This window comes from Micromonospora sp. NPDC000121, assembly GCF_042899165.1.
Lineage (GTDB): Bacteria > Actinomycetota > Actinomycetes > Mycobacteriales > Micromonosporaceae > Micromonospora.
In genome coordinates, this window is sequence record NZ_JBIAZP010000008.1 from 31,835 (window position 1) to 53,696 (window position 21,862).

The window sequence follows — 21,862 nt, forward strand, 5'->3', positions numbered from 1 at the left end:
CTCGCCCCACGGGAGCGCCGCCCATGACCGCAGAGCAGTTCGCCGCCCGCCACATCGGCCCGGATCCGGCCGACGAGCGCCGGATGCTGGAGGCCGTCGGCTACGGCTCGATCGACGAGCTGATGGACGCCGCGATCCCCGAGGTGATCCGCTGGCACGGCACCCTCGACCTGCCGGAGCCGGCCACGGAGCACGACGCCCTGGCGGAGCTGCGGGCTCTGGCCGCCCGCAACACCGTGGCCGTGTCCATGATCGGCCTGGGCTACCACGGCACGCACACCCCGGCGGTGATCCGCCGCAACGTGCTGGAGAACCCGGCCTGGTATACGGCGTACACCCCGTATCAGCCGGAGATCAGCCAGGGCCGGCTGGAGGCGCTGCTGAACTTCCAGACGATGGTCACGGACCTGACCGGGCTGGCCACCGCGAACGCCTCGATGCTCGACGAGGGCACCGCGGCGGCGGAGGCGATGACCCTCGCCCGCCGCGCGTCGAAGAGCAAGAGCCCGGTGTACGTCGTCGACGCCGACACCCTGCCGCAGACCATCGCGGTGATCACCGGCCGGGCCGAGCCGCTCGGCATCGACGTGCGGGTGCTCGACGTCGAGCGCGACGAGCTGCCGGCGGAGTTCTTCGGTCTGCACCTGCAGTACCCGGGGGCGTCCGGGGCGGTACGCGACCACGCGGGCCTGGTCGAGGCCGCGCACGCCGCCGGCGCGCTGGTCACCGTGGCGGCGGACCTGCTGGCCCTGACGCTGCTGCGCCCGCCGGGGGAGATCGGCGCCGACATCGCCGCCGGCACCACCCAGCGGTTCGGGGTGCCGATGGGCTTCGGTGGGCCGCACGCCGGCTACCTGGCCGTGCGGGCGGGGCTGGAGCGGATGCTGCCCGGCCGCCTCGTGGGGGTGTCCCGCGACGCCGACGGCAACCCGGCGTACCGGCTGGCGTTGCAGACCCGTGAGCAGCACATCCGGCGGGAGAGGGCGACCAGCAACATCTGCACCGCGCAGGTGCTGCTCGCCGTGATGGCCGGCATGTACGCCGTGTACCACGGCCCGGACGGGCTGCGCGCGATCGCGGCGCGTACGCACGGGATGGCGGCGCGGTTGGCGGGCGCGCTGCGCACCGGCGGGGTGAGCGTCACCGACGTCGCGTTCTTCGACACGGTCACCGCGACCGTGCCCGGCCGGGCCGCCCAGGTCGTCGCGGCGGCCGCCGAGCGGGGGGTCAACCTGCGGCTGGTGGACGCGGACCGGGTGGGGATCTCCTGCGACGAGACCACCACCCACGCGCACCTGGACGCGGTGTGCGACGCGTTCGGGGTGCCGCGTGCCCACGGGGAGACCGACTCGCGGCTGCCCGAGGCGCTGGCCCGCACGTCGGACTTCCTGACCCACCCGGTGTTCCGCAGCCACCACTCCGAGACGGCGATGCTGCGCTACCTGCGGCGGCTGTCGGACTTCGACTACGCCCTGGACCGGGGGATGATCCCGCTCGGGTCGTGCACGATGAAGCTCAACGCGACCACCGAGATGGAGCCGGTGAGCTGGCCGGAGTTCGCGCACATCCACCCGTTCGCGCCGCAGGCGCAGACCGCCGGCTACCGGGAGATGATCGCCCAGCTGGAGGCGTGGCTGGCGGAGGTGACCGGCTACGACGCGGTCAGCGTGCAGCCCAACGCCGGCTCGCAGGGTGAGCTGGCGGGCCTGCTGGCCATCCGGGCCTGGCACCGCAGCCGGGGGGAGGGCCACCGGGACGTGTGCCTGATCCCGTCGTCGGCGCACGGCACGAACGCGGCCAGCGCCGTGATGGCCGGGATGCGGGTCGTCGTGGTGGGCTGCGACGACGGCGGCAACGTCGACCTGGTCGACCTGGACGCGAAGATCGACAAGCACCGCGACGCCCTCGCCGCGATCATGGTGACGTACCCGTCGACGCACGGGGTGTACGAGACGGGCATCGCGTCGCTGTGCGCGAAGGTCCACGACGCCGGCGGTCAGGTGTACGTGGACGGGGCGAACCTCAACGCGCTGGTCGGGTTCGCCAAGCCGGGCCGGTTCGGGGCGGACGTGTCGCACCTGAACCTGCACAAGACGTTCTGCATCCCGCACGGCGGCGGTGGTCCCGGGGTGGGTCCGGTGGCGGTGCGGGCGCACCTGGCGCCGTTCCTGCCCGGCGACCCGCTGGGCGCGCACGACGACGGCCGGCCGGCCATCTCGGCGGCGCGGTACGGGTCGGCGGGGATCCTGCCGATCCCGTGGGCGTACCTGCGGATGATGGGCGCGGCGGGGCTGGCCCGGGCGACCGGGGTGGCGGTGCTGGCGGCGAACTACGTGGCGGCGCGGCTGCGCGGGCACTTCCCGGTGCTGTACGCCGGCAACAAGGGCCTGGTGGCGCACGAGTGCATCCTGGACCTGCGGCCGCTGACGAAGGCGACCGGGGTGAGCGTGGACGACGTGGCGAAGCGGCTGATCGACTACGGCTTCCACGCGCCGACGATGTCGTTCCCGGTGGCGGGGACGCTGATGGTGGAGCCGACGGAGAGCGAGGACCTGGCCGAGCTGGACCGGTTCTGCGACGCGATGATCGCCATCCGGGCGGAGATCGACAAGGTGGGCGCCGGGGAATGGCCGGCGGGCGACAACCCCCTCGCCAACGCGCCGCACACGGCGGCGATGGTGTCCGGGGACGAGTGGCCGCACGCGTACCCGCGGTCGGTGGGGGCGTACCCGGCCGGGGTGGACCGGGCCGGGAAGTACTGGCCGCCGGTGCGGCGGATCGACGGCGCGTACGGCGACCGGAACCTGGTGTGTTCCTGCCCGTCACCGGAGGCGTTCGAGAGCTGAGGTCGCGGCGCGCCGGGGCGGTCGTGGTGCCGCCCCGGCGGTTGCGTCGACCTGGGCGGCGGCGGTCCCGACCGGGGGACTAGCCTGGGTCGACGCCACAAGACTTCGTGACGGAGCGTGGCGGGTCAGGCGACGAGGGCGTGTCGGGCCGGGCCGCGGTGCGGGGCGATGGTCCGGCCGTCGGGGAGCAGTTCGCCGGTGTCCTCGAAGACGATGACACCGTTGCAGAGCAGGCTCCAGCCCTGCTCAGGGAAGCAGGCGAGGACGCGGGCGGCTTCCCGGTCGGTCGCGTCGGCGGAGGGACAGGTGGGTTGGTGCTGGCACATCGGGATCTCCGGACTGTGGGGGCACTGTGTCATGGTTCACATGACCAGTGACGCACAGTACCAAGCGAAAGTGGCCGGCATCGAGCAGGTATGCGCGTCGTTTTCGGGAAATCCACTGAACGGATGAGGGAGATTAGGCCGGACGGCGTGGACACGCTTTTCCGGGCGGGAGGCGATGTGCCGGCGGCGCCGGCCGCCTGCCGCCGTACGCTCGTCGAGCGGGCCCGCTGGCAGTGGCGGCCCGCCGACGGCGGCGACCCGGCCGCGCTGGCGCAGGAGTTCCTGGCCGCGCACGGCCTGCCGCTGCACGACCTGGCCCGCCCCGCCCCCGGCCACGACCCGGCCGGCGTCTGCGGGGCCGCCCTCTACGTCTCCGCCGCCGCCGGCGCGGTCCTCGCCGGCGGGCCGCCCGGCGCCGCCAACCCCGCCCCCGCGCTGCCGGAGGTCGCCGTGGTCGTCTACGGCCACGGCCCGGCCGCCCCGCCGGCCGCCGCGGCGCCCGCCGCGCGCTGGTGGCTGGGCGACTGGGCGGAAAGCTGGACCCCCCGGCGGCACGCCGACGCCGTCATCGCGGTCCGCGCCGCCATCGGCCGCGGCGACGTCTATCAGGTCAACCTCGTCGGGCACGCCGCCGCCCGGTACGCCGGGGACCCCCTGCCCGCCCTGGGCCGGCTCGCCGCGCTGCCCGGCGCCCGCTACGGCGGCACCCTGGCCGGGGCGGGCTGGGCGATCGGCTGCGCGAGCCCGGAGACCCTGGTCGAGCTGACCGGCGGGCGGCTGATCACCCGACCGATCAAGGGCACCCGGCCCGCCACCGCCGCCGGCCGCGCCGAGCTGCTCGCCTCGACCAAGGAACGCGCCGAGCACGTGATGATCGTCGATCTGGAACGCAACGACCTGGCGCGGGTCGCTCGCACCGGCAGCGTGCGCGTCGACGAGTTGTTCGCCGTACGCCGCTGGTGCGACCTGTGGCAGGCCGAGTCGACAGTCTCGGCGGCGGTCGCCGACGGGCTCGGCCTGGCCGACCTGCTGCGCGCGGTCTGCCCGGGCGGCTCGGTCACCGGCGCGCCGAAGCTCGCCGCGCTGGACCGCGTCGCCGCCCTCGAACCGGTGGGGCGCGGCGCGAGCATGGGCGCCCTCGGCTGGGTCGCCCCGGGGCGGATCGACCTGGGGTTGACCATCCGCACCGCCGCCGTCGACGCCGACCGCGTGCACGTCTGGGCGGGTGGGGGCATCACCTGGGGCAGCGACCCCGACGCCGAGGTCGCCGAGGCCGCCGCCAAGACCGGGCCCGTGCGCGCCGCGCTCGCCGGCCGCTGACCCGGCGTCGGGCGCTGCGTGCACCAGACAGGAGCGAGTCCACCCGGCCCTCGCGGAGGATCGGAACGGACCCTGCCGTGGCTGGGGTTGTGCCTGACGAGGTCACCGAGGCGTCAGCGGCGGGTGGTAGGCCGGTTGTTGCAGCGGCTGGGTGTGCGCGTACACCTCGAAGAACCGTGAGGCTGCGCCCGCAGGAAGGAGCAGCCACGCGGCCGCGAGGTCCCACGCCGGATCGCCGGCGAACATGTCACCAAAATCGATCACGCCCGAGAGCGTCCCGTCCGAGACGACGACATTCGCAGGGTGGAGGTCACCGTGCAGCCATACCGGCGGGCCCTCCCACTCGGGGGCGGCAACGGCATCGTCCCAGACGTCCCAGACGGCCCTGATGTCGGCGGCAATGCCACCGGGGGCAATGGCTTGCAAGAACTTTTCGAAGCCGTCCGTGCACTTCTTGGGGTGAGCGCCGCGGTCCGAACTGGTCGGCGCCTCGGCGGGCGCCTCGACATGGAGCGCCCTGAGGAAGCCCGCCAGAGTGTCGGCCGCGTGGTCGTCGCGGCTGATCGAGGTGTAGTCGAGTGGCTCACCGGGAACCCACGTCATAATGCTCCAGGGTCTCGGGAAGCGCGCGGTCGGTTCGCCGATCCGCACAGGATCGGAATTGGGAGCGGAAGGCGCAGGGCCAGGACGGGCAGCCACCGGCGCTCCTTGCGCTGGAGATCCGGGGTACGTTCCGTGCGCGGCATGCGCACGACCAGCTGATCCCCAAGGCGCCACATGTGGTTGTCCCAGCCGCCCGCTACCTCGCGGATGGCCAGCCCTGCAAGGTCCGGATGCTGGTCATTAGAAGATCGTGTACCAGCGCTGCGGTGATCCCGCTCTCGGAGTCGGTCATGCGAAGCCACAGTACGTGAGACAAGCGGAGCGGACTCTCACTCTCCGGAATGCCCACCGCCACGCCCGGACGTCTTCACAGGGAGCCCGATACGTCACGTCGATGAGCGTGGGCTGTTGCGTTAGCCGGCGTCATGGCGGTTGGCGTATCGGTTCCAGGTGCCGCCGGCGGCATACTGATTTGTCGATGTCCGGATGCTGCCGCCGAGGCGCCTACACCGAAGGCTGGTACCAGACGTAGGGCCGTGTGTCGCCCGGCAGGGAGAGGCGGGTCTTCCGAAGGTTCAGTCGGTCGAGGGCCGTGCACGACGACCGCTCATCGGGCAGGACGCGAAACACGTGCGTCGCCAAGGGCCACTCGGTGAGCAACCAGTCGTTCACGGCCTCAACCACAACGTCTGCCAGACCGGTGTCCTGCTGGTCTTGGCGCAGCCAGAAAGTGACCACCGCGGAAGCCGACGGTACGGCGTCGAGGAATCGGCGATCGGCCCCAGCGCGTTGAAGGTACTCACGGAGTGGATTCACGTACAAGCAGCCCAGTGCATCGCGCAGAGACGGGGCGAGGAGGACAAACGTGAACGCGCGGCGGTTTTCGTGATCAGCCTGGTGCTTCGCGACCAGTTTCAGGTCATCCTCGAGGGTGAACCCCTCGACGGGCCACCGGCCGTCGCTGTGTGCGCGAATGATGTCCGGGCTTGCCATGTACGACGCGTAATCCAAGGCAGCCGTGTCGGTGGTCAGTGGCGTCGCAACGAATCGTTCGTGGTGTAGTCCGGATGGAATCGGCGCAGTCTCGTCGAACATTGGTCCTTCTTTCGCCCCGTACGAAGCAGAACCGTAATCGACAGGAAGGCAACCCGCGCGGACGCGCCGCGAAGCGCTCGTCACGGGTGGGGTCGAGAGCACTTGAGGGCCGGACGTACAGCCGAAATCCTGGCGACGACGGGGCAGCCGGACGCGACCGGGACCACTATCGTGCGGCCATGAGACGACGCTCCACCGCCTTGTTCGTCGTACTCCTAGCGCTCGCCCTTGGTGGGTGCGCCGTGATGGACGACCAGGCCGGCTCGCCGGTGCCGGGTTGCAGCCTCCCGGCCGACGTGGAGGGGCTGCTCGACGCGTACGCCGACGACCCGGTCCTGGCGGTGACGCCGGATGGCGCGCAGCGGGTGGGCGACGTGGCCCGCAGCCGGGGATGCCGGCGGCTCAACAAGGAGGACGTCTCGAGCACCTCGATCTCCCTGTCCTGGCGACCGGATCGGGACTGGGGCAACGCGGAGCTGCGACGCACCTACGACCCGGCGGCCGATGCCGCGGGCTGGCGCTACGCGGAGATCCCCGACCAGGGGCCGTCCGTCGACGGTGAGGGCTTCCTCAGCTGGTGCCGCAGCGTGCGGGACGTGCCCAGCCGCCTGATCGTGCGTTCCCACCCGACGCAGCGGGTCGACGTGCGGCCCAGCAGCGCCGACCGCTCGCCGTCGCCGCAGTGGTCGGTGTCCAGCCCAGCCGGCATCTACCTCACCATCTTCGCGGACCAAACCTGCCCGACGTCCTGACAGCCGAGGTCACCGCGCCCTTCCCTGAACTGACGCCCGCGCCTCGCGATTTCCGGTATGACGAACGCACGAATCTGCCGCCGAGCGGGCGTCAGGGGCCGCACCTGCGAGACCGACAAGTCAACCGACCGCTCGTGCCGAGAAGAGGACGTCCTGTCGGGCCTACCCCTTCTTCACTTGGCGTGAGCGCTAGATCTCCAGCCGCAGTCCGGCCCATCGGTCGAGCCATCCCTTGGCCTCCACGCGGCGCCGTACCTTCGCGCGGCCCGCTGCGTTGTCGAAGGCTGGAGAGGGGCGGACAACCATTCCCACAAGGTCAGACAGCCCATGGCAGGACACCAGGCGAACAGAGTCACCCCGTAGAGTCACCGCGACGCACGTTGCCGTTTCGGGCCAGCGAAATATCGCGTCCAGGGTGGACGTGTAGGGCTCATCGCCATTGCGCAGATGCATCCGTGCCTGATTACGAATCTCCCACGGCACACCAGGCAGGGCCACCCTGGCTTGGGCTTCGGCGCGTGCGTCCTCACGTGGGTCCAGCTTCTCCGGGTCGAAGTAGGCGACATCCACGTCGCGCTCCGGCGAGACCGGTAGGTTGCTGATCGCGTCCCAGACGCGGTTACGTACGAAGCCGGCACCAATCCACCAGTCCGGTAATCCAAGGTCGGCCGTAGCCCGAAGGACTGCCATTGCTCCCGGGTCCGACTCGATCACACCCACAACGTCCTGCGCGCTCATGACCACCCCAGGGACCCTAGACCAGCGGGGACGTACGCACCGCTTGCGAGACGGGGGCTGAGGACGGAGCGAGGTCTGTCCCCGACGTGCCTCGGCGCGATCACCACCGCAGACATCCGCTCATGCCGCAATCAGCTCGCTACCTGGCGTTACGGTCGACCTCGGCTCGACATTCGCAGTCCATGAACACGTGATTGATCAGCCCATCCAGCAAAGCCAGTCGATCAGGTGCCCCGCGACGCCTCAGACGTGCCGGGCCGGGGCACCAGGACCACCACCGCAGTTTCGGATGACCGCCGCGCAGCATATCCATCCAGGTTCTTGTCGATCTCACGCCAGCGGGCCCATAGCCGCGACCGTTCGTCGCCCGTCGCCGCATGACCACGCACCGGCCGCGGCCCGTCGACTAGGTCAACGGTCGCGTCCGGGTGCGCCTGCAGATTGAGCCACCAGGCCGGCTCGGGTTCCCCCCCACCCGTTCATGGCCAGCGAGACCAGATTCGCGCCGTCCTCGAAGTACCCGAGGATGACGCTGCGCTGCTGGCCGGTACGACGCCCGACGGTGGTCAGGCGCAGCATTCCGTACCGGTTGCCGCGTGGACGCGACAGTCCGACCCGGCCGCCGGAACGCCGGAACACGCCCCGATGAGCCGACCAGAACAGCCGAATGAACCAACGGGGCGGCAACCACGGCTTCTTGGCAGGACGCAGGTTCGACTCGGTCACTCCTCCATCGTATTGGCCGCTGTCACGCACGAATGGCAGCCAGCGGCAGGCCGGTAGCGCCACACGGTCTGCTGACAGCCGGCTTGCCCACCCGATCAAGCAGCGGTCAACGTCCGCTCATGCCGCCGGTCGTGCGCGGCGGCACCCTACCGAACCTCTTGATCAGGTGCACCTACGGCCACGGTTGGGGCCGAACTGGTCGGGCTGGTCACTGGGATGTACCAAGGAACGCGGGGTCGTCGAAGCCCATGTCGCGCATCTTCTCGCCGGAGAAGACCACCATGATTTCGTCGCCGAGGATGAAGACGCCCTGCGGGTCGGGCAGCTGCGGGATGGCAGCGACGAACCAGATCGAACCTGTGGCGAAGTCCAAGCGCAACGCGACGGGCACGTCGACCGAATGCGCCGGCGCGGCGATGCTGCCGTCCGCCCGCCGGCTCGGCCCGATGTGGAACTGCTCCCAGCGGCAGGCCGTGCCGCGAACCCTCGATCCGAGAAGTGGAGCCCAGGGACTCTGGCCGTCGACGCCCGGGCCGACCCGCTCCGGGCCGGATTCGCCGAGGACGAGGTGATGTCCGATCGGCTCGTGGAAGACCTCGACACCATAGGGATAGAACGTGTTGGTCCAGGTCACGGTCACGGAGCCGAGGTCGGTGCCGAGCTGAACGCCCATGACGGCGTGATGCCAGTCGCCGTAGTCCCATGGCGCGGGTTCCGGGCCGAAGCTGTGAACGTCCCAGTAGTCGACCGACGTCAGGCGCCGCCCGCGCAGGTCGCGCAACTTGCCCTCGAAACGGCCACGCAGACCGTCGGCCTCGCGTACCTCTTCCACCTACCGATCATCGGTGGTCATACCTGGACCGCATCGCGTTTACGTTCGATCCTGCATCGCTATGCCTGCCACAGTGCCGTGATTGGACGCACGCTCATGCCGCCGACCGGGCGTCGCGGCGCGTCACGAGCGACCACAGCAGCGAACACCCGACCATGCCGATGTGCGGACGTGCTGTTCGACTGGTACGTCAAGCCTCACCTCGACTCCCCGTCCTTCCCAAACCGCGACGAGGCATGGGCGGACCGGCTTGCGGCGAGCGTGGACTTCCCGCTCTACCTGCTCGACGACGACTCCGCGATCCGGGTCCGCGGCGACAAGGTGGACGTCGTCTCGACCGGGCACTGGCGGCTGGTCGGGCGACGGTGCCGAGCCTGCCGCGCGAAAGTCGGAGGACGCCCGCGGTCGCCGACAGGAGAATGGCGGCATGACGATGCACGCCGACCAGCTCCACGTCGACGCGCAGACCGTCCGCCAGCTGGTCGAGGTGCAGTTCCCTCAGTGGCGCGGACTGCCGGTCACCGAGCTGCGCACGCCTGGGACCGTGAACGCGATCTTCCGGATCGGCGACGACCTGGCCGCCCGCTTCCCGCTGGTCGGTCACGACCCGGCGCAGGCCCGCGCGTCGCTGGCGGCCGAGGCCGAGGCCGCGCGTGAACTGGCCGACGCCGCCACCGTGCCCACCCCGGAGCCGGTGGCGCTCGGGGAGCCGGGCGCGGGCTATCCGCTGCCGTGGAGCGTGCAGACCTGGCTGTCCGGCCACGACGCGACGGTCGAGGACTCCGCAGGGTCGAACGCGTTCGCCCATGACCTGGCCGAGCTCATCGCCGGGATGCGCGCCGCCGACACCCGTGGGCGACGCTTCGACGGCGTCGGTCGCGGCGGGCACCTCCCGGACCACGACGAATGGCTCGAGACATGCTTCCGGCAGAGCGAGGACCTGCTCGACGTACCCCTCCTGCGGCGGATCTGGGCGGAGCTTCGGACGCTGCCCGAGGTCGACGAGGACGCGATGTGCCACCGCGACCTCATCCCGCCCAACGTCCTCGTCGAAGACGGCCGTCTCGTCGGCGTCCTGGACGGCGGCGGCTTCGGCCCGGCGGACCCGGCGCTCGACCTCGTGGCGGCCTGGCACCTCCTCGACGAGCACCAGCGCGGCATCCTCCGCCGCGAGCTCGGATGCGGCGACGTCCAGTGGCGACGCGGGATGGCTTGGGCGTTCCAGCAGGCGATGGGGCTGGTCTGGTACTACCTCGACTCCAACCCGACGATGAGCCGGTGGGGCAGGCGCACCCTGGACCGCATCGTCGATGCCTGGGCTGCCCGAGCGACGACGATTCCCTCCTAGAGTCTGACCGAGTTCGGTGAGTGTGAACGCACTCATCTGCCGCAGACATGGTGCGCCAGTCGTTTGGACACCCTCACGGTCAGTACGGCATCCAGATCGCCCGCCGCGTTATCAGGCGATGATCGTGGGTGCAGATCTCGCCGCCGGCGCCATGCTCGGCGTGACTCACCGTGATTGCCGGACGAGCCATGAACACGAATACAAGACAGTTGGATTACGCGCCCCGGCCAGCAGGGCTGGCTGGTAGCCGCTGACGCGGTGGCGCACCCGTACACGGGTGTCGATCTCCTCGCTGAAGACCTTGTCCCGGGGATGTTGTGCGCGGTGAGCGCCGCGCCCCGTGCGGACGGGGCGGCGGGCAGGTCTCCTACAGTGGGCGATCGTGCTCTACGGCAGATCCGCGGAAACCGGCGTACTCGACGGGGTGATCGCGCGGGCGTACGACGGCTACGGCGGTGCGGTGGTGTTGCGGGGCGAGGCCGGCGTGGGCAAGACGGCCCTGCTCGACGCGGCGGCCGGGCGAGGCGGCGCGATGCGCGTGCTGCGGGCCACCGGCGTCAAGGCCGAGTCCGACCTCGCGTTCGCGGCGCTGCACCAGGTGCTGTGGCCGGTGACCGGCTCGCTCGAGGCGCTGCCCGCACCGCAGCGCGACGCGGTGCGCGCGGCGCTGGGCCTCGCCGCCGGCACTGCTGGCGATCGGTACCTGCTGGGCGCGGGCGTGCTCTCGCTGCTGTCCGAAGCTGCCGCGCCGGACGGGCTGATCTGCGTGGTCGACGACTTCCAGTGGGTCGACCGGGCATCGGCCGACGCACTGCTGTTCGCCGCCAGGCGGCTGGGGACAGAAAGATCGCGATGTTGTTCGCCGTGCGTGGGGACGCTCCGGTCAAGGGTGTGCCCGTGACGGTGGACGTGCGTGGCCTGCCCGGGGACGCAGCGGCCGAGATGCTGGAGTCCCGCTGGGGTGTGTCGCCGGGTGTGGCGCGGAAACTCGTCACGCTGACCGGCGCGAACCCGCTCGTCCTGGGTGAGATCGCCGCCCACCTGACGCCCGCGCAGCTCGCCGGACGCGAACCGCTGCCTGACCCGCTCCCCGGTGGTGTCCGGCTGTTCGGCGATCGGGTGGCTGCGTTGTCCGCCTCCGCCAGCTGTTCGCTCTGGTCGTCGCCGTGGAGGCCGGTCTCGACCTGGTGCTGCGCGCTACCGACCGGTTGTCCGCCGGGCGAACGGCACGGCGCGGGGACGACGACACGGGGGCCTGGACGGGGCGGACAGCGCTGGCCGAGCTGGAGGAGTCCGGGCTGGCCGAGCTCTCGGGCACGCGCGTACAGTTCCGCCACCCGCTCATCCGGTCGGCGGTGTACGAGGCGGCCACCCCCGCGGAGATCCGCCGGGTACATGCCGTCCTGGCGGATCTCACCGAGGGGGACCGTCGCGCCTGGCACCTGGCCGGCGCCGCCTTGGGCCAGGACGAGCGGGTCGCCGCCGAGCTGGTGGCCGCCGCGCAGCGGGCGCGCGATCGCGGCGGGTACGGCACCGCCGCCACCGCCCTGGCCCGCGCCGCCGAGCTGACCCCCGAGCCACGCGCCCGTGCCGCACGACTGAAGGACGCCGCCGTCGCGGCCTGGCTCGGTGGCCGTCCGGGGCAGGCGGAGTCGCTGCTGGCCGAGGCCCGCGACCTGGCCGGCGCGGATGCCGGTCTCGCCGCGGAGATCGCCCAGCTCCGCGGCCGGTTCGAGCTGAACGCCGGCAACGCCGCCGAGGCCGTGCGGATCCTGGCTGCGGGCGACAGCCTGGACATGCTGGCCGATGCCGCGGAGGCCGCCTCGTACGTCGGCGACACGACGGCCATCATCGAGTTCGGGCGGAGGGCGGCAGCGCATCCCGAGGGGTTCCTGCGGGACACGGTGGCCGGGATCGGCCTGACGCTGGACGGCGACGCTGCCGGGCCGGGCCTGTTGCGGCGGGCGCTGGCGCGGGTCGGCGAGCGGGGGGAGGCGGCGGAGTACCTGTGGGCGGCGGCCGCGGCCAGCCAACTGGGCGAGTCGGACCTGGCGACCGAGATGACCGACCGGGCCGGGCGGGTGGCCAGGGTGTCGGGGATGACCGGGCAGCTGCCGGTCGTGCTGGAGTTCGTGGCGACGGCCGAGCGCATGGCGGGGCGGCTGGCGAGCAGCCAGGCCGTTTCCGAGGAGGGCCTGGAACTGGCCCGCGAGGCCGGCTATGAGAACACCGTGGCCGCGCACCTGGCGAACCTGGCCGTCCTGGCGGCGCTGCGGGGCGAGGAGGAGACCTGCGAACGGCAGGCCCGCGAGGCGCTGGCCATCGCCGTACCGCATCGGGTGGGTCTGCGGGCGGGGGTCGCCGCGTACGCGCTGGCGCTACTCGACCTGTGCCTGGGACGCCACGCGACGGCGCACGACCGTTTCACGGCCCTCGCCGCGGCCGGACCGGGCGTCGGGCATCCCGCCGTGGTGTGGCGGACGGCGCCGGATCGCGTGGAGGCCGCCGTGGGCGCGGGGGACGACGCGGGTGCGCGGGCAGCGCTGGAGGCGTACAAGCGGTCGTCGGCGCACGCCACGACACCCGAGTCGCACGCTCTGCTGGCCCGCTGCCGGGGCCTGGCCGAGTCGTCCGAGGACGCCTTCGGCGAGGCGCTGCGGCTGCACACCAACCCGTTCGAGGCGGCCAGGACGGCTCTGCTGCTCGGTGAGCGCCTGCGCCGCGCGCAGCGGCCGGGCGAGGCGCGGGCGCATCTGCGGATGGCGTGGGAGACGTTCGAGCGGGCGGGCGCGCGGCCGTGGGCGAGGCGCGCACAAGGTGAGCTGCGAGCGGCGGGCGAGAGCGGGCAGGCCCCACGCTCGGCGGCGCTCGACGCCCTGACGCCGCAGGAGCTGCGCATCGCGGGCCTGGTCGCCGACGGGTTGTCGAGCAAGCAGATCGCTGCCCAGCTCTTCCTGAGCCCGCGCACGGTCGAGTACCACCTGTACAAGATCTATCCGAAGTTGGGCATCGGCTCCCGTACGGAGCTGGCGCGACTAGTAGTTCTACAGAAGGCACCAGTAACGGGGGCGGACATGCTGTGAGACATGCATGACGTGAACATCTGGAGTGAAGAGTTCGGCGCCGTGACGGATGCGCCGATCCTGCTGATCATGGGGTCGATGTCACAGGGCATCCTGTGGCCGGACGAGTTCGTCGGCCGCCTTGTCGCCGGCGGCCGCCGGGTGATCCGGTACGACCACCGTGACACCGGCATGTCGGACACGGTCGACTTCGCGGCGGAGCCGTACACGTGGGACGACATCAAGAACGACGTGTACCGCGTGCTGGACGCCCACGGCCTGGAGAGCGCGCACCTGGTCGGCCACTCGGCGGGCGGGCTGCTCGGCCAGTTCGTCGCGGTGGAGCGGCCGGAGCGGGTGCGCTCGCTGACCGTCATCGGCTCCTCACCCCTCGGCGGCGGCGAAGGTCAGGTGCTCATGCGGGCTCTGATGGGGCAACCGCAGCCCGAGGGGAGCCTGTCCGAGCCGGCGCCGGAGTTCGTGGCCTTCTACCGCGCGCTGATGGCCGCCCCGCCGCCGGCGGACCGGCGCGCCCGGATCGACGGCATGATCGCCGAGCAGCGCGTGCTGCACGGAACCGGGCTGCCGTTCGACGAGGACGCGGCGCGTCGGCTGCAGGAACGGATCCACGAGCGGGGCCGCGACCTGTCAGCTGCGGCCAACCACCGGCTGGCCGCAGCGGCCAAGCCGGACTTCGAGCCGGTGGGCGTGCTGCACCAGGTGAAGGCGCCCACGCTGGTCATCCAGGGCAGCCACGAGCCGGTCAAGCCGGGCCACGGCGCGGTCATCGCCGAGCAGATCCCGGGGGCGCGGCTGATGATCGTGGCGGGCATGGGCCACACGCTGCCGCCGGAGGTGCACGAGGAACTGGCCGCCGCCATCCTCGCGCATACGGCCGGGTGACGTTTGGCTGGGCGGGCGCGCCGCCACCCGACTGCACCTGGGCGCGACCCTCAGGCCCAGGAAGAAGGCGGTCCGGCCGGAGTCAGGACTCCCGCCGGATCGCCTTCGACCGTACGGGGTCTGCGCTCAACCGTGCTCGCCGTCCGACTCGTCGCGGTGTGGGTCGCGCAGCTGGCGCGGTTCGCCGCGCCGGCATCCCACCGGATCGCCGAGTCGGAAGTGGCGAGCGGGGGCGCGGGGGCGTCAGCGGCGGTCGGCGAAGCCGTCCAGCGCCGCCACGACCCGCTCGGCCATGCCGTGCCTGCTGCCGTGCCCGGCGCGTTCCAGCAGCTCGAAGCGGGCGTCGGGCCAGGACTGCGCCAGCAGCCACGGGATGTCGGGCGGGCTGCTGATGTCGAGTCGGCCGTGCAGCAGCACCCCGGGGATGCCGGCCAGGCGCCCCACCTCGCGCAGCACCTGATCGTCGGGCAGGAAGCAGGCGTGCCGCCAGTAGTGGGTGACCAGCCGGACCATCGCCATCCGGAACACCGGGTCGGCGTAGCGGGGGTCGGGCCGGTGACCGGGGACGGTGGCGACGTGGCTGTCCTCCCAGGCGCACCAGTCCCGGGCGGCCCGGTCGCGCACCACCGGGTCCGGGTCGGCCAGCAGCCGGGCGTACGCGTCGGCCAGGTCGCCGTCGCGGTCGGCCGGCGGCACGCCGTCACGGAACCGGGCCCACTCGGCGGGGAAGACCCGCCCCATGTCCCGGGTGATCCAGTCGATCTCCCGCCGGGTGCCGGCGGTGACGCTGAACAGCACCAGCTCGCTGACCCGCTCCGGGTGCCGCTGGGCGTACGCCAGCCCGAGGCAGGACCCCCAGGACGCGCCGAGCACCAGCCAGCGGTCCACCCCGAGGTGTTCGCGCAGTCGTTCGACGTCGGCGATCAGGTGGCCGGTGGTGTTGGTGGAAAGGTCCACGGCGGGGTCGGCGGCGTGCGGGAGGCTGCGTCCGCAGCCGCGCTGGTCGAACAGGGTCACCCGGTAGCGGGCCGGGTCGAAGAAGGTCCGCCAGTTGGGCCCGCAGCCGGAGCCGGGCCCGCCGTGCAGCACCACCGCGGGCTTGCCGTCGGGGTTGCCGCAGGTCTCCCAGTACACGAGCTGGTCGTCGCCGACGTCGAGCATCCCGTGCGCGTACGGCTCCGTCAGGGGGTACCGCTGCGTCATCGTCCGTCCTCCCTCGTCCAGATACAACAGCGCTGTTACATTAGCGGGGTGACTGACGCACCGGACCGGGAGGCCGTGGGCACGCTGCTGCGGCACGTCCTCGACGTGCTCGACGGCGACGTCGCCGCGGTGTACGCCGAGCGGGGCCTGGCCGACTACCGGCCCCGGTTCTCGCCGCCGCTGCGGGTGCTGGTGGCCGACGGGCCGCTGCCCATCCGCGACCTGGCCCGCCGGGTGGGGGTCACCCACTCGGCGGCCAGCCAGACCATCGCCCAGATGGCCCGCGCCGGCCTGGTCGAGCTGACCCCCGGGGCGGACGCCCGGCAGCGCATCGTGCACCTGACCGACCGGGCCCGCGAGCTGCTGCCGGTGATCGAGGCGGAGTGGGCGGCGACGACCGCCGCGATGCGCGAACTGGACACCGAGCTGCCGGTGCCGCTGGCCGACCTGCTGCACGAGGTGCTCGCCGCGGTGCGCCGGCGGCCGATGCGCCAGCGCATCGCCGACGCCGGGCTGCCGCCGCCGGGCTGACCGGCGCCGCACGCCGGCTCCGTTCCACGAGGGCACGCCGGCAGCCTCCGCGCCGCCGACGGCGCCCGGGCCGAAACCGGCGGTCAGCGCTGCCGCAGCATGTCCGCCGCCCGCTCGGCGGCCACCGCCACGAGTCGGCGCAACGCGTCGACGTCGACGTCCGGGCCGGGCGGCAGCAACGGCAGCGTCGGCGCCGCCACCGACCCCGGGGGCGGCGGCGGGGGCGGCGCCGGGCGGGCGTACGCCTCGACGGCCGCCGTCCCCGCCGCGTCGGAACGCCCGGCGGGTGGCTCCGGCGCGACACGGGCCTGACCGGGCGACCCGGAGGGCGGCGTCGCCTCCGGCCGCGGCACGGTGGAGCCGGGGGACGGCGTCGCGGCGAGCAGTTGCCGGGCGTCGCGGCCCCGGATCAGCAGCAGCAGCGCCGGGTCGGCGTCCAGCAGCCAGGACACCTGGTGGCACAGCGCGGCGGCGTGCCGGCACGGGTGGTCCCACTCCGGGCAGTCGCACTCCGGGGTGATCTCGCCCAGCCCGGGCAGCAGCCGCACCCCGGCCAGGTCCGCCAGGTCGCGCGGCAGCTGCCCCGCCAGCAGCGCCGCCTGGTGCCCGGCCCGGGCGGCCACCTCGCCGGCCAACAGGACCCAGTCGTCGGCGTCCAGCGGCGTGATGCGCACCCGCGTGGCGTACGCCTGCTCGGTGTCGCCGTCGTGCACGACGGCGGCGAGCCGGCCGGGGCTGACGGTGATCGGGCCGACGTGCCCGGCGGCGGCCAGCCGGCGTCCCGCGCGCAGCGGCGCGGCGTCGAGGGCGTCGGCCTCCCACGCCCGGTTCCACGCCGAGCCCCACCAGGTGCGGGGCCGGCGGGCCCGGCCGGGCGGGAACGCGGTGAAGCCGCGCGGGGTCATCGGTCGCCTCCGAGGGTGACGAGTTCGGCCAGTTCGGTGTCGCTGAGCGCGGCCAGGGCGGCCGGTCCGGCGTCGAGGACGGCCTCGGCGAGTTCCCGCTTGCCGGCGAGCAGCGCGGCGATGCGGTCCTCGACGGTGCCCTCGGCGATGAGCCGGTGCACCTGCACGGGCCGGGTCTGCCCGATCCGGTACGCCCGGTCGGTGGCCTGGTCCTCCACAGCCGGGTTCCACCAGCGGTCGTAGTGCACGACGTGGTCGGCGCGGGTGAGGTTCAGCCCGGTGCCGGCGGCGCGCAGCGACAGCAGGAACACCGGGGCCTCGCCGGCGTCGAAGCGGCGGACCAGGTCGTCGCGGGTGGCGACGGGCAGCCCGCCGTGCAGCAGCAGCGCGCCGACGCCCCGGTCGGTCAGGTGCCGGTGCAGCAGCCGGGCCATCGCCACGTACTGGGTGAACACGAGCACCGCGGAGCCGGCGGGCAGGATCGTGTCGAGCAGCTCGTCGAGCAGGTCGAGTTTGCCGGAGCGGCCGGCCAGCGGTGGCGCGGTCTGGCGCAGGTACTGGGCGGGGTGGTTGCAGATCTGCTTCAGCGCGGTGAGCAGCTTGACCACCAGCCCGTGCCGGGCGAAGCCGTCGGTGCCGGCGATCAGGTCGAGCAGTTCGGTGACGCACGCCTGGTAGAGGGCTGCCTGTTCGGCGGTGAGCGCGACGGGCAGGTCGGTCTCGGTCTTGCCGGGCAGCTCCGGGGCGACGCCGGGGTCGCTCTTGCGGCGGCGCAGCAGGAACGGCCCGACGAGCCGGGCCAGGTCCCGCCCGGCGTCGGGGTCGCGGTCGGTCTGCACCGGCCTGACCCAGCGGGCGCGGAACTCGCTCAGGGTGCCGAGCAGCCCGGGGGTCGTCCAGTCCAGGATCGCCCACAGGTCGGTCAGGTCGTTCTCCACGGGCGTGCCGGTCAGGGCGACCCGGGCGGCGGCGGGGATCGCGCGCAGCGCCGTCGCGGTCTCCGAGTGCGGGTTCTTCACGTGCTGTGCCTCGTCGGCGACGAGCAGCGGCCACCGCCGGGCGGCCAGCCGGGTCGCGTCGCGGCGCAGGGTTGCCCAGGTGGTGAGGACGAACCCGCCCTCGAGGTCGTCGAGGTGGCGGTCGGGGCCGTGGAAGCGGCGTACGGGGGTGTCGGGGGCGAAGCGCCGGATCTCCCGCTCCCAGTTGCCGAGCAGCGACGCGGGACACAGCACCAGGGTCGGGCCGGCGGTGGCGGGGTCGCCCTGCCGGTGCAGGTGCAGGGCGATGAGGGTGACGGTCTTGCCCAGCCCCATGTCGTCGGCGAGGCAGCCGCCGAGGCCGAGCGCGGTCAGCCGGGCCAGCCAGCGCAGCCCGTGCCGCTGGTAGTCGCGCAGGGTCGCGGTCAGCCCGGCCGGTGCGGGCACCGGATCAGCGGTCCCGCCGTCGGCGAGGCGCCGCGCGGCGTCGGCCAGCCAGCCCTCGGTGGTCACGTCGACGCGTTCGCCGTCGACGTGCGTGGCGCCGGTCAGCGCGGCGCGCAGCGCGGGCATCGCGGCCAGCGTCGCGGCGTGCGGGTCGCGGGCGCGGCGGGCCAGCTCCGGGGGCACCAGCACCCACCGCTCGCGCAGCCGCACCACCGGCCGGTGCGCGTCGGCGAGCCGGGCCAGCTCGGCCGGGGTGAGCGGCGCGCCGTGCAGGCTCAGCCGCCAGTGCAGCGACAGGTCGCCGGGCTCGGCGAGCAGCCCGGGCCCGCCGGCGCGGCGGGTCGGGGAGCGCAGCACGGCCGAGGCGGTGAGGTCGCGGTCGAGCCCCGCCGGCCAGTGCACGTCGATCCCGTCGGCGGCGAGGCGGGCGGCCGCGCCGCCGGCCAGGTCGACGACGTGGGCGTCGGTCAGCGCCAACGCGTCCGGCACGGCCGCCTCCAGCAGCCCGGCCAGGGGCGGCCACACCCGCGCGGCGTGTCGCAGGGCCAGCAGCGCGGCGTCGCGGGACCCGGGCGGGAACCCGGGGACCGTGGCGTGCCACAGCGCGGCGGCGTCGGTGAGCAGCCCCGGCGTGGCGGCACGGTGCACCTGCGCCACGAGCCGCCACGGTTCGTCGGGGGTGTCGAGGTGTTCCAGGCGCAGCGACAGCCGTACGGCCGCGTCGGCGTGGGCGGCGACCCGGGCGGCCCAGTCGCGCAGCCGCCCGACGGGGGTGGGCGTCGGCGCGGCCCACGCCCCGGAGGCGCCGTCGGCGCGGGGCAGGGTGTCGGCGACGGCGTCGAGGAAGTCGCGCAGCAGCCGCGCCGGGTCGGGCAGCCAGGTGGGGGTGCGCCCGGGCACCGGCGTCGCGCGCGCGGTGGCGGGCATCGCGGCGGCGAGCCGCGCCTGCCGGGCCTCGTCGTCGGCGGTGAGCGGCCCGACGCGCCAGGTGTCGTGCCCGGCGGCGGTGACCGCGGGCAGCAGCAGGCCGCGGGCGGCCAGGTGCAGGGCCTCCCGGGTGGCGGCGGCCCAGAACGCGGCCGCCGGGTCCGTGGCCGGCGCGGCGAGCAGCAGCGGTACGCCGGCCGCCAGCGACGCCCGCCGCGCGGACACCGGGGTGGGGTGGCCGTGCGGGGGCGTCGCCAGGGTCACCCGGGTGGGTTCGCCGAGCCCGTCGGGCGGTGGACGGCCGTCGGGCGACCAGACGAGCAGCGTCCCGGCGCGGGGCGGGTCGGCGGGGGTGAACGTGACGGCGTGGGAGCCGATCGTCACGGGCGTCCTTCCGGGTGCGGGTCGGCGGTCAGGTCCTCGGCACGGCGCAGGTCGTCGCCGGCCTGGTCGCGTTCGGTGGGGGTGAGCGGCACCGCCGTGGTGGCGGCGCCGGTCACCGGCTGAGCCTGCGGTAGCGGGCCACCGCGAGGGGCAGGAACACGGCGACCAGCAGCAGCGGCCAGGCGACGGCGAGGCCGACGGCGTGCTGCGCGGCGAACGACTCGCCGCCCCAGCCGGGGTTGCCGAACAGTTCCCGGCAGGCCGCGACGGTCGCGGACAGCGGGTTCCACTGCGCGATCGCCGCGAGCGGGCCGGGCATGGTGTCGGGGGCGACGAACGCGTTGGAGGTGAACCCGACCGGCCAGACCAGGATCTGCAGCACCACCACCGACTCGGGCTTGCGCAGCACCAGCGCCAGGTAGATGCCGACCCAGATCAGCGCGAAGCGCAGCAGCAGGAGCAGCCCGACGGCGGCCAGGGCCGCCGGCGCGCCGGCGCGCCACTGCCAGCCGACGGCGACGCCGCAGGCCAGCATGACGGCCAGGCCGGCGGCGGAGTGCAGCAGGTCGGCGGCGGCCCGACCGGTGAGCACCGCGGAGGGCGCCATCGGCAGGGAACGGAACCGGTCGGTGACGCCGCGGGCGGTGTCGGTGGCCACGGCCGCGTACGTCGACTCGATGCCGAAGGCCATCGTCATGGCGAACATGCCGGGCAGCAGGAACTCGCGGTAGTCGCCGCCGCCGGGCACGCTCATCGCGCCGCCGAAGAGGTAGCCGAACATCAGCACCATCAGCACGGGGAATAGCAGCCCGACGATCGCCTGGGCGGGTTGCCGGACCCAGTGCGCCAGCGCGCGGCCGGTGAGCGTGACGCCGTCGGCGACGGCCCAGCGCAGGCGGTGCGGCAGCGGGTGGACGGTCGCGTTCACGCGGTCACCTTCTCCTCGGGGCGGGCGGTGGGGGAGTCGTCGCCGGTCAGCTTCAGGAACACCTCGTCGAGGGTGGGGCGGCGCACGGCGATGTCGGCGGCGGTCAGGCCGGCGTCCTCGAGCGCACGCAGCACGGCGGCCAGCGCGGCGACGCGCCCGGTGACGGGCACGCTGACCCGCAGGGCCGCCGGGTCGACGTCGGGCCTCGCCGCGACGGCGGCGCCGACGGCCCGCGCCGCCCGGTCCAGCTCGTCGGCGCGGGCCAGCACCACGTCGATCCGGTCGCCGCCGAGCGCGGCCTTCAGCTCGTCCGGGGTGCCGTCGGCGATCACCCGGCCGGCGTCGACGACCCGGACGCTGTCGGCGAGCTGGTCGGCCTCCTCGAGGTACTGGGTGGTCAGCAGCACGGTGGTGCCGCCGGCGACGAGGCCCCGCACCGCGTCCCACACCTGGGCCCGGGCGCGCGGGTCGAGGCCGGTGGTGGGCTCGTCGAGGAAGAGCACCGGCGGGTCGAGGAGCAGGCTGGCCGCGAGGTCGAGGCGGCGGCGCATCCCGCCGGAGTACGTGCCGGCGGGCCGGTCGGCGGCGTCGGTCAGGTCGAAGCGGGCGAGCAGCTCGGTGGCCCGGGCACGGGCCCGCGCGCCGCCGAGGTGGTGCAGCCGGCCGAAGAGCAGCAGGTTCTGCCGGCCGCTGAGCACCTCGTCGACGGCGGCGTGCTGACCGACCAGCCCGATGCGGGCGCGGACCCGGTCGGGGTGGCGCCGCACGTCGGCGCCGGCCACCCGGGCCGTGCCGGCGTCGGGCCGCAGCAGGGTGCTCAGCACCCGCACCGCGGTGGTCTTGCCCGCGCCGTTGCGCCCGAGCAGCCCGCAGACCGTGCCGGCGGGCACCGTCAGGTCGAGGCCGGCGAGGGCCTCGGTGGCGCCGTAGCGCTTGCGTAGTCCCTCGGCCTCGATGGCCGGTCCGTCCCGGTGCATCCGCGCCCCCGCCCCTCGTCGTCGTACGCCGT

19 protein-coding genes and 2 pseudogenes are annotated in these 21,862 nt (G+C 73.7%); 9 read left to right on the forward strand and 12 right to left on the reverse strand.

From position 1 onward, the window contains the following. Positions 1-23 precede the first annotated feature (23 nt). On the forward strand, positions 24-2,846 hold the full coding sequence (gcvP, locus tag ACFY23_RS22080; protein ID WP_350684006.1) for an aminomethyl-transferring glycine dehydrogenase: 2,823 nt from the start codon (positions 24-26) through the stop codon (positions 2,844-2,846). Positions 2,847-2,971: 125 nt separating this feature from the next. Here gcvP and ACFY23_RS22085 read toward each other — a convergent pair whose 3' ends face one another. Next, positions 2,972-3,172: a DUF5999 family protein gene (locus ACFY23_RS22085; protein WP_013286363.1), complete on the reverse strand. Its 201-nt coding sequence runs from the start codon at positions 3,170-3,172 to the stop codon at positions 2,972-2,974. A 123-nt stretch (positions 3,173-3,295) separates the two neighbouring features. Between ACFY23_RS22085 and ACFY23_RS22090 the strand changes: the two genes are divergently transcribed. Continuing rightward, positions 3,296-4,492: a chorismate-binding protein gene (locus ACFY23_RS22090; protein WP_350819554.1), complete on the forward strand. Its 1,197-nt coding sequence runs from the start codon at positions 3,296-3,298 to the stop codon at positions 4,490-4,492. A 102-nt stretch (positions 4,493-4,594) separates the two neighbouring features. On the opposite strand, the pseudogene ACFY23_RS22095 reads toward ACFY23_RS22090, so the two are convergent. Both ACFY23_RS22095 and ACFY23_RS22100 read right to left on the reverse strand, forming a co-directional pair. Next, positions 4,595-5,271: pseudogene (locus ACFY23_RS22095) on the reverse strand (phosphotransferase). Between the two features lie 328 nt (positions 5,272-5,599). Next, complete coding sequence (locus tag ACFY23_RS22100; RefSeq protein WP_350819552.1) at positions 5,600-6,190, reverse strand: hypothetical protein; 591 nt, start codon at positions 6,188-6,190, stop codon at positions 5,600-5,602. Between the two features lie 179 nt (positions 6,191-6,369). On the opposite strand from ACFY23_RS22100, the gene ACFY23_RS22105 reads away from it, so the two are divergent. Then, positions 6,370-6,942, forward strand: a complete 573-nt coding sequence (locus tag ACFY23_RS22105) for a hypothetical protein (protein ID WP_350819551.1) — start codon at positions 6,370-6,372, stop codon at positions 6,940-6,942. A 189-nt stretch (positions 6,943-7,131) separates the two neighbouring features. On the opposite strand, the gene ACFY23_RS22110 is transcribed toward ACFY23_RS22105, so the two are convergent. The 4 genes from ACFY23_RS22110 to ACFY23_RS22125 all read right to left on the reverse strand — a co-directional run bounded on the left by ACFY23_RS22110 (position 7,132) and on the right by ACFY23_RS22125 (position 9,238). Beyond that, entirely contained in the window at positions 7,132-7,680 is a 549-nt protein-coding gene (locus ACFY23_RS22110; protein WP_350686060.1) for a nucleotidyltransferase family protein, read from the reverse strand. A 224-nt stretch (positions 7,681-7,904) separates the two neighbouring features. Next, entirely contained in the window at positions 7,905-8,120 is a 216-nt protein-coding gene (locus tag ACFY23_RS22115) for a nitroreductase/quinone reductase family protein (protein ID WP_350686078.1), read from the reverse strand. Then, entirely contained in the window at positions 8,092-8,406 is a 315-nt protein-coding gene (locus ACFY23_RS22120; protein ID WP_350686062.1) for a nitroreductase/quinone reductase family protein, read from the reverse strand. The genes ACFY23_RS22115 and ACFY23_RS22120 overlap by 29 nt, the downstream gene beginning before the upstream one ends. 208 nt (positions 8,407-8,614) lie before the next feature. Then, a complete protein-coding gene (locus ACFY23_RS22125; RefSeq protein ID WP_350819549.1) occupies positions 8,615-9,238 on the reverse strand; it encodes a hypothetical protein in 624 nt (207 codons plus the stop codon). Between the two features lie 96 nt (positions 9,239-9,334). Here ACFY23_RS22125 and ACFY23_RS22130 point away from each other — a divergent pair. The 5 genes and pseudogenes from ACFY23_RS22130 to ACFY23_RS22150 all read left to right on the forward strand — a co-directional run. Continuing rightward, positions 9,335-9,556: pseudogene (locus tag ACFY23_RS22130) on the forward strand (Type 1 glutamine amidotransferase-like domain-containing protein); the annotation flags it as partial. 109 nt (positions 9,557-9,665) lie between these two features. Next, entirely contained in the window at positions 9,666-10,586 is a 921-nt protein-coding gene (locus ACFY23_RS22135; RefSeq protein WP_350686065.1) for a phosphotransferase, read from the forward strand. Positions 10,587-10,968: 382 nt separating this feature from the next. Continuing rightward, complete coding sequence (locus ACFY23_RS22140) at positions 10,969-11,487, forward strand: ATP-binding protein (RefSeq protein WP_350686066.1); 519 nt, start codon at positions 10,969-10,971, stop codon at positions 11,485-11,487. A gap of 265 nt (positions 11,488-11,752) precedes the next feature. Further along, positions 11,753-13,669 carry a helix-turn-helix transcriptional regulator gene (locus tag ACFY23_RS22145; RefSeq protein WP_350686068.1) on the forward strand — a complete coding sequence of 639 codons (1,917 nt, stop codon included), beginning with the start codon at positions 11,753-11,755 and terminating at the stop codon, positions 13,667-13,669. A gap of 3 nt (positions 13,670-13,672) precedes the next feature. Further along, positions 13,673-14,551, forward strand: a complete 879-nt coding sequence (locus ACFY23_RS22150; protein WP_350686070.1) for an alpha/beta fold hydrolase — start codon at positions 13,673-13,675, stop codon at positions 14,549-14,551. Positions 14,552-14,794: 243 nt separating this feature from the next. Here the strand turns inward: ACFY23_RS22150 and pip are convergent, their stop codons facing one another. Then, positions 14,795-15,754 carry a prolyl aminopeptidase gene (pip, locus tag ACFY23_RS22155; protein ID WP_350686072.1) on the reverse strand — a complete coding sequence of 320 codons (960 nt, stop codon included), beginning with the start codon at positions 15,752-15,754 and terminating at the stop codon, positions 14,795-14,797. Positions 15,755-15,802: 48 nt separating this feature from the next. On the opposite strand from pip, the gene ACFY23_RS22160 reads away from it, so the two are divergent. Further along, positions 15,803-16,285, forward strand: a complete 483-nt coding sequence (locus ACFY23_RS22160) for a MarR family transcriptional regulator (protein WP_350686074.1) — start codon at positions 15,803-15,805, stop codon at positions 16,283-16,285. Between the two features lie 83 nt (positions 16,286-16,368). Here ACFY23_RS22160 and ACFY23_RS22165 read toward each other — a convergent pair whose 3' ends face one another. The 4 genes from ACFY23_RS22165 to ACFY23_RS22180 all read right to left on the reverse strand — a co-directional run bounded on the left by ACFY23_RS22165 (position 16,369) and on the right by ACFY23_RS22180 (position 21,830). Beyond that, positions 16,369-17,190 (reverse strand): SWIM zinc finger family protein, encoded by an 822-nt coding sequence (locus tag ACFY23_RS22165; RefSeq protein ID WP_350686076.1) that lies wholly within the window; start codon positions 17,188-17,190, stop codon positions 16,369-16,371. After that, positions 17,187-19,925, reverse strand: a complete 2,739-nt coding sequence (locus ACFY23_RS22170) for a DEAD/DEAH box helicase (RefSeq protein WP_350819547.1) — start codon at positions 19,923-19,925, stop codon at positions 17,187-17,189. Before ACFY23_RS22170 ends, ACFY23_RS22165 begins: the two co-directional genes overlap by 4 nt. A gap of 112 nt (positions 19,926-20,037) precedes the next feature. After that, positions 20,038-20,853 (reverse strand): ABC transporter permease, encoded by an 816-nt coding sequence (locus tag ACFY23_RS22175; protein WP_350687387.1) that lies wholly within the window; start codon positions 20,851-20,853, stop codon positions 20,038-20,040. After that, positions 20,850-21,830, reverse strand: coding sequence for an ATP-binding cassette domain-containing protein (locus ACFY23_RS22180; protein ID WP_350819545.1), 981 nt, complete (start codon positions 21,828-21,830; stop codon positions 20,850-20,852). Before ACFY23_RS22180 ends, ACFY23_RS22175 begins: the two co-directional genes overlap by 4 nt. Positions 21,831-21,862 lie beyond the last annotated feature (32 nt).